The following is a 1,086-nucleotide window of genomic DNA, read 5'->3' on the forward strand; positions in this document are numbered from 1 at the left end:
GATGACCATGCTGTCATCCGCTTTCGCTCCGTCGTTGTCAAAGTTGGAGCCGGCCGCTTTTTTGTCACTCATTACGGAGTAGTAATGAATCGCGCCTTGCGCCATTTTGGTATTCAAAGCCTTCAGCTGGGCGACATTGACCGCGTCGGTGTCTTCACTGCCTGCGGCTACACCTGTGATCTGACGGGTATATTTCTTTTCCTTATTGCCTACGGAAATCGCGCCCTTCGTCGCCTTCCAGACTTCGGATGTGTTTTCTCCCGCTAAATAGCCGATGGATCCTTTTTCTCTGTCCGCCAGGCTGGAAGAGCCAATCGCGACGCCGCTTCTCGCTTTCGCCGTCGCGAATAGGCCGAAGGCGATGGAATATTTGTTTTTCGCCTCAGCCATAGGACCGAAGGCGATAGATCCCTCTTGTTCCGCCACCGCTTCCGTACCGATTGCTGTCGCGTCGTCCGCTGTCGCTTTGGACTCTGTGCCTACCGCAATGGCTCCATAGCCTTCTACAAGCAATTTATTTCCCAAAGCAAGACCATACTGCTCACTACCTTGTATCGTATTGGCATGTCCGACAGAAGTGCCCAGCTGCGCACCGTCCTTGATTTCGGTACTCGTTCCGACAACCACACTGCTTCCCTTAACGGTATTTGTCATGCCGACGACTACATTGTCATGACTGCCGGTCACATCTGTTTTTTCATATATAAATTCATTTCGATTGTTCGGGTCTGCTTTGGCTGTATAGCCGACAAGGTTTCCTACACCGATGACGGTATTATGTTTGCCCGCCACTTTGGTCAGCTTATGCTCACCCTCTTTGTAGTCGGTAGCAAACACTGCATTGCGTGTACCGTCTACTTCAATGTTCTCACCGGCAACGATACTGTTATTTCTCAGAACACCGTCTCGATCTCTTTGACCGCCTTTCAATGTATTATTGTTGCCGATTACGGTGCTGTTTATGCCTTCCGAAATCGAACCGATGCCGATGACCATGCTGTCATCCGCTTTCGCTCCGTCGTTGTCAAAGTTGGAGCCGGCCGCTTTTTTGTCACTCATTACGGAGTAGTAATGAATCGCGCCTTG

General features: G+C 50.6%; 1 pseudogene. It reads right to left on the reverse strand.

From position 1 onward, the window contains the following. Nucleotides 1-1,086, reverse strand: a pseudogene (locus tag KH813_RS06805) (hypothetical protein); the annotation flags it as partial.

The sequence above is a fragment of the Negativicoccus succinicivorans genome (assembly GCF_018373335.1).
Taxonomy (GTDB): domain Bacteria; phylum Bacillota; class Negativicutes; order Veillonellales; family Negativicoccaceae; genus Negativicoccus; species Negativicoccus succinicivorans_A.